Below are 6,930 nucleotides of genomic sequence, written 5' to 3' on the forward strand. Positions count from 1 at the left end.
CTCGAGCGGCGGAAGGTGTCTCTGGCGGAAGGCCCCGATGCCGGTGAGTCGGCTCCGGTCAACACCGAAAGACCTGTAGGACGGCGGGACCGGCCCGGGAACGGGGGACAGGCCGTCGTCGTCGCCACGGCGGGCGGGGATGTCCGCCCGTTCGCAACCACGTCACTCGCCTCGACGCAGGACGCGTCATGGCGATGGCAACGATCACGAGCGCAAGCGCGAGAGCCGCGGTCTGGCCGATGGCGAGGCAAGCCACCATGTCGTCGCTCATGTGGCGCTCCGCCGGCGCGCTGTGCGCCGCGAACACCAACCAGCACAGGGTCAGCACCAGAAGGACCGCAGCCAGGCGCTTGTGATGTCGGCGTCGGAACTGGTTGAGCGAGATGAGCATGTCATGCCCCGAGCGGGGTTCCCGAGCTACTACGTACCCTACAAGCTGTCGGACCACCTTCATGCCCGCGACGCATCCGACCCGATGACCTGGATTCGCAACACGCCCTACTTGGGGTGCCGTTAAGGAAGGCGGCACCAACCGACAAGTAGCGTCACGATTCGGCGGCGCAGAGTGCTCGTTCAGGCGCGCTCGCGATCGATGTCTGCGGTGTCGCCGACGCTGAGCGCCAGGCGCTTGGTCATGTTAAGCGTGATCTCGCCGTAGGGCCGGACGTGCGCCCAGAACAGGGCAGTGAGACCGCGTCGATCTTCGGCGGTGAGTACGCCCTGCCATTCGGGCTCGGCGAGGATGTCTTGGAGCATCAGCGTGTTGACGTAGACCAGGGCGGCTTGGAGGATGTGCAGGGCGAGCATCCCGAGTTGTTGCTGGTCGCGGCGGTTGGTCGCGAACTCGCCGCTCTTGCCGAAGAAGATGACGCCGTTGACGCGGTTCCAGGACTCGATCAGGTTCAGGCCCTCCTCGATCTCGCGTTGCAGGTCGCGGTCGCGCAGGTAGCGCGCGATGAAGATCGTCTTCTGCGCGCGTCCGAGCTCGAGCATCGCTTGGTAGACGGGGTGCGACGCGTTGCGGGTGAAGCGGCGCAGGATCGCCTCGGTCGACGCGGTCCCGACGCGGATCGCGGTCGCGTACTTGACGAGCTGGTCGTAGTTCTGCTCGATGAGCTCCCAGCGGATCGGGCGCGTCATCGCCGCCTTCAAGGCGGGATACGCGTCGGGTTGGCCGCGGTCGGGCCCGTACAGCTTGGCCTTGTTGATCTGCTTCATCCGCGGCAGCAGGTCGAAGTCCAGCAGCCGCGTGATCGCGAACCCGATCTCCGATTGGCCGTGCGAGTCGACGTAGTTGCCTTCCAACTGCATCGAGGTGCCGTGGCGCATCGCGCCCTCGACCATCGCCGCGACCTCGCTGGCGGCGCAGCTGATCAGCTGTGAGTGCACGACCATCGATTTCTTCTCGACGTGCCAGTAGATCAGCACGCCACGCCCGCCGTAGCGGGAGTGCCACTCAGTGAACAGGTTCTGGTCGTAGGCACGGAAGTGCGTGGAGTCCGACGCGACGGTCGTCGTACTCTCACCCCAGAGGACGGGGTCGCGGGCAGCGAACGTGGCGTCCGCGAGCTGGATCGCGGCGAGGCGGGCGCCATCGATCGTGAAGTAGCGCCGGGCGGTGTAGCGCAGGTCGGCTTCGCTGTGGCCGTGGTTGCCGGCGGCGACGGCGCTGATGCCCGTGTTCGTGCCGTAGGCGTAGGCGACCAAGAGCAGCCGCTCCCACAGGACCGAACGTTGCAGCGCCTCGCGTGAGCCCACGGCAGTGAGCTCGCCGAGCATCCCGGTCCGCAGCGCGGCTTCGGTGACCATGTCGATCAGCGGCACCTGCCCCCAGCGCTCCCGAACCGCCTTCTTCAGGCGCCGCAGGTTGCGCGGCTCAGGCTGAGCGTCCAGCGCCGTCAACTGGATCGCGCCGCTCTTACGGTCGGTGATCTGCAACCAGTCCAGGGCGGGCAGCGCGTCGTTCAGCGCGGCGAGCTCGGAGCGCATCTCTTCGCGCAGCCCCGCCGTGAACGCCTTGGGGTCAAGCGGCTTGCGCAGCTTGTCGTAGTGCTCGGCGCGGTGGACCTCGAAGTCGGCTGGGAGGTCCTCGTCGGGGTTTCGCCATTCGTGCGCTCCCACGACCCAGATCTCCTTGCAGCGCAACCGCTCACGCAACGCCTGAAAGACGCACGCCTCGTAGACGCCACGCACGACGCGCGCGCGCCCGCGCGAGTCGGTCTTGGTCAGCAGCTCGGTCCAGTCGGCGTTGACGGCGCCATCCAGGACGACGTGCTCGCCGAGCGGGTAGTACGTGCCGCCGTCGTGGGCGTAGCGGACGATCAGGCCGAGGGCGTCGATGACCGGCTGATGGGCGGTGTTGTTCGATCTGAACTCGAGCACGCCGAGCAGCCGGATCAGGCCACGCCGGTAGTGATTGGTGTAGGACGCCTTGAAGACCTTGCGCTTCTGACGCTGGTACTCCGTACCGGTCGCGCGGTACTCATTGACAAGGTCGGTCAGAGTTGCCGCGCCGCCGACGACCGGGTAGATCACCTCACGCACGCTGTCATCCGGGGCCTTGAGGGAGGCTTCGGCGATCTTCCTGAGCATCGTGTCCTTGCCGCGTACGCGGCGAAAGTCCTTGACGAACTCCTCGACGACCTTCTTCTCGGCATGCGCGTTGATGCGATGGATCGTGGAAATCAGCAGCTGCGCGAGGGTGTCGGTGACCTCCCGCTCACGCAGGACGAGCAGCGCGCACAGCAGCGCGAGCTTCGTCGGCTGCGGATGCTCACGCAGATGGCTGGGCGACTCGACGATCGCGCGGGCACGCCAGCCCGCAACGACCGGCGGGGCGATGTCGGCGAACAGGTCAGGCGGCAGCCCGATCGCGCGGATCGCCTCGAGCTTTGCGATCTCCGTGAGCATCGTGTCGAGGCTCACGTTGCCCGGCGCCGCCTTGATCAAGGCCAGCACGTCCTCCCCGTCGCCCTCATCGTCGCTGACGGCGATCAGCGCCTCGAGGCGCTCAATCGCCGCCGCGTCGACGCGTGCTGCGATCAGCCCAAGCAGCGCCTGCTCGGCGCGGTACAGCGCCAACCGCGTGATCTCGCTGACCCGGTCGAGGGTCGGCGGCTCGATCAGCTGCGCGCGACAGCGCGCCAGGAGCTCCTCGCGGACGCGAGGCTCGCGACGCTCGACCCCGGCGACGTGCTCGGCCAGCCAGCCCGTCAGCGTCTCGGCGTCGGCGACGCTGCACTCCCTGAAGCCCGTGTACGCGCGGATCTCGGTGCGGTGGCGCTGCGCGGTGCGGCTGGCGAAGTCATATGACTCAAGCTCGGTGGCGGGAACGCGGACCTGGCGGGCGAGGTGCGCGACGGCGTCTTCAGGGAGCTGCTGTGCTGCGGGCGGGAAGCGCCCGCGCCACAGCACGTACTTCAGCAGGACGGCGAACCCCAGGCGGGTCGCGCCCGACTTGTTGCGCAGCAGTTCCAGCTCGTCGCCGATCAGGGTGAAGTGATCGACGACCTCGTCCAGACCGAGGTTGCGCGCCACCTCAACGCTCGTCGGGTTCGATCGGCATCGTAGCGATCATGTCCATGATCTCCAGCGCGTTGCGGTGCAGGCGATAGGAGGTCAGGCCGCGTCGGATGTGCGCGGGCGCCGGGCCGGCATCTGCGGCGACGCGGTCCAGGGCGTTGCGCGCGACGACCGCGCCGTCGATCGCGAAAAGGCCCAGCAGGTCACGGCTCTCCTCCGCCGGCGCGCCGGTTTCCGAGGAGAGGACAACGACGGCGCGCTCGGGCGCGAGGGCGCCGAACTCGGGCTGCAGCGTGGCTCGCACCATGCCGTAGCGGCCGAGCGTCTTGCGCGAATCACCCGTCTCGCCCGACTCCGCCTCGAAGGACTGGATGGCCTCCATCAGATCCCCCGCACCGACCAGTCGCTCGGGCAGCACCGACTCCCAGCCGCGAGCGACGGCGCCGCACAACGCCCCGTGAAACCACGCCCCCGTCAGCGCGCCATGCGTCGCCGGGCCCGGATACTGGTGCGGATCGCTGACCGTCCAAAACAGCCGCTCGGTGCGTCCCTCGGCGGCCTCGATCAGCCCGTCAAGCTCCAGGCCCAAGCGCTCGGCGACAGCCGCGTCGTCGCGGAGCTCGGCGACGAGCGCGCGCAGATCGCGATCAGCTCTGGCCAACATCAGGGCCGCAAGTCAACCAGGCGACGATTGTGCGGCGGCGACCGGGGGACCGCGTGAGCGGACTCGAATCCGCAACTTCCGTCCGAATCCGCACACGTCACCCTTCGCCTCAAATCACGGGCCGCTTGTGTTGTGGACAAACTTGATACTGCTGGAGCCACCTGTCACCGTTTGCAACGACGGGGAAGGGTTCTAGCGGCGCTCCGCACTGGGGAGCGCGGAGGTCATATGACGCTTCGAGATCGACCGGCGTTCAGGCGCGCCCAGCGATGCGGCGTGCTCGCAGCGGCCATCGGACTAGTCCTGGTCGCACTGCCTGCCGCAGCGTCTGCGGCTCATCAGATGACGCTGAGCAATGGCGCTCCGATCCATTGGAAGTCCAATTCGCCTTCTACGGCGCTGCGCAGCATCAGCGTGTTCGACAACCTAACCAACAGCACGGCCGGCCAGCGCTGGCGCTCGTTCTTGTCCACTGACCGCGCGAACTGGGACAACGCGATGTACCTGACACTGACCGCGGCCGGCGCGCTCAGCTCTGACTCCTACAACTGCCCGATCAGCACCAAGGGCGTCGTGGTGTGCAACTGGAACAACTACAACGGGCTCGGCAACGGTGGCGATCTCTACGCTGGCCTCGCCGAGTACGTCGTCATCTACTCAACCGGGCATGTCAGTTCTGTTCGCGCCAGGCTTGACGACGAGAACAGCGGGATGAACTACGCGGGCCAGACCTGCGTGGAGACAGGAAACGTCGCGGGTCCATGCCAGGTCGCGGCGCACTCGGCGCAGTGCCAAGAGCTCGGTCACGCGTGGGGCCTTGACCATATTGCGGGCGACACCTGCATGGGCGCCGGGTACTTCGCGAGCTCCGCGTTCCAGGTTGCGCCCAACGCACATGACTATGACCGGATCCGTGCCACGCACGCTCACATTGACGGCGGGGCGACCGCCGCGTCATTGAGCGCCGCGCGCGTTCGCGCAGCTCAAGCGGTCGACCACGGCCAGGACCGAACGGCTATCGATCCGCCGCCACCCGGCGACTGCCGTCGTAAGAAGGTCAAAGAGAACCTGTTTGTCGAGCGCGTGTGCGGACCGGAGGCAAAGGGCTCCGCGGACCTGATCCGGATCATCGACGTGCTGCCGCCCAAGACGACAGCGGGCGCCAGTGGGCCCTAGCCGATGCGCTTGAGCATTTCTGTTATCGCCGCCGTGGCCACGCTGCTGATCGCAGCGGGTCACGGCGCCGCACAGACCAAGCCACCGGTCACGCTGCCTGGCGCGGGAGACGGGATGGCCGCTCCGCCACCACGACCCTCACTGCAACTCAAGCGTGGCGGACGCGTCACAACGACAGTCCTGGAGAGCTGGACACGCCCGCGACCAGACGGAAACGGCTTTTCCGGCGCAATCGGCAAGCCCGCGATAGGCAGCGCCCTGCCGCGATTCTTCGCCAAGCCTGGAAGCGACGTCGTCATCAACAGCCGACTTGACGCTGAGTCGGTCCGCGTGCACCTGATGAGAACCAGGTCGACGCGCGCCAGGATGCTCCCCGTCATCCGGCTAGACGCACGACACTGGCAGTTTGCGATGCCCGCCCACAAGCGGGTGGTGGTGCGTATCAGCTCGACGTATACCGACGGTGGCGGCTCCCGCGCCCGCGCCGAGCTTCGACGGCGATAAGGCTAGAGCGCTTTCAGGTTGGAAGCCTCGGCGCTTCCCCGGCAAGGCCATGTCACCACCGCTTCGACCAACCGCGTAGCCGATCAACCGCTGCGTCCCGCTTCCTAGGAAGTGGAACGGCCTGGGCCCGGGCGCGACAGGCGGCGGCGAGGCCACAGAATCGCGTCCCACAGGTTGAGCTCACAAGGTAGTGCCGGAAGCTGGGTACGGGCACGACTTGCGGTACGGTCCGCCGGTGGACCTCGGATATGCGCGCGTCTCGACTGTCAAGCAGGATCTCGATCGTCAGATCGACGCGCTCACCGCGACTGGGATACCGCCCGAGCGGATCTACCTGGACAAGAAATCCGGCGCGACCACCGACCGGCCCGGGCTACGCGAAGTCGTCGCGTACGCCCGCGACGGCGACGTCATCGTCGTACACACCCTCGACCGGCTCGGCCGCACTGTCCGCGACACGCTGAACTTGATCCACGAGCTCGCCGAGCGCGGCGTGGGAGTGCGCAACCTCGCCGACCCGATCAAGGTCGACTCCAGCAACCCCGACGACCCGATGGCCCAGCTCGCCGTCGTGCTGCTCGCGCTGTTCGGGCAGATGGAGCGCACGTACGCGATGGAACGCGCCGCGCACGCCCGAGCGGTCGCGACGGCGAAAGGCCGGCGGATCGGACGGCCAGTGCTCATCGACCCCGCCAAACTGAGCTACGCCGCGCATCTGCGCGACAGCGGGGAAACGATCGCCGAGATCGTGGCGAAGACCGGCATCGCCCGCTCCAGCCTGTACCGGCACCTCCCGCCCCGTGCGGCGCCAACAGTCACTGCGGCCGCCGGCGACCCAGGGGACAGCCGTCTCGATCAGGACGCCGGGTGAGACGCCGCGGGCTCATCGCGGCGCGTGTCGTCCTACTTGTCGGTTGATGCCGCCTTCCTTAACGGCACCCCTACTCGCGCGCCTTGCCGATGCCGGCTGCGAGCAGCTGCTCGCGGTCGGGCCCGCGGTTCTCACAGCACGCGGCCAGACGGCCGTCGATCACGACAGCTGGAACGCTCTTGATGCCGTACGC

General features: G+C 67.6%; 4 protein-coding genes. 2 read left to right on the plus strand and 2 right to left on the minus strand.

All coding sequences use genetic code 11. The features are described from left to right. Nucleotides 1-573: 573 nt before the first annotated feature. Nucleotides 574-3,537, minus strand: coding sequence for a Tn3 family transposase (locus V6M37_RS01460; RefSeq protein WP_332670386.1), 2,964 nt, complete (start codon nt 3,535-3,537; stop codon nt 574-576). Between the two features lies 1 nt (nt 3,538). Beyond that, on the minus strand, nt 3,539-4,186 hold the full coding sequence (locus tag V6M37_RS01465; protein ID WP_332670388.1) for a hypothetical protein: 648 nt from the start codon (nt 4,184-4,186) through the stop codon (nt 3,539-3,541). 342 nt (nt 4,187-4,528) lie between these two features. Here V6M37_RS01465 and V6M37_RS01470 point away from each other — a divergent pair, with 342 nt between their 5' ends. Continuing rightward, nucleotides 4,529-5,362 carry a hypothetical protein gene (locus V6M37_RS01470; RefSeq protein WP_332670390.1) on the plus strand — a complete coding sequence of 278 codons (834 nt, stop codon included), beginning with the start codon at nt 4,529-4,531 and terminating at the stop codon, nt 5,360-5,362. Nucleotides 5,363-6,101: 739 nt separating this feature from the next. Continuing rightward, a complete protein-coding gene (locus V6M37_RS01475; protein ID WP_332670392.1) occupies nt 6,102-6,737 on the plus strand; it encodes a recombinase family protein in 636 nt (211 codons plus the stop codon). The last annotated feature ends 193 nt before the right edge of the window (nt 6,738-6,930 follow it).

This window comes from Aromatoleum sp., from assembly GCF_036675785.1.
Lineage (GTDB): Bacteria > Pseudomonadota > Gammaproteobacteria > Burkholderiales > Rhodocyclaceae > Aromatoleum.

Bases quoted from the DNA above. Each gene is read 5' to 3' on its own strand.
- V6M37_RS01465 (WP_332670388.1), bottom strand. From the start codon at position 4,186: ATGTTGGCCAGAGCTGATCGCGATCTGCGCGCGCTCGTCGCCGAGCTC.
- V6M37_RS01470 (WP_332670390.1), top strand. From the start codon at position 4,529: ATGACGCTGAGCAATGGCGCTCCGATCCATTGGAAGTCCAATTCGCCT.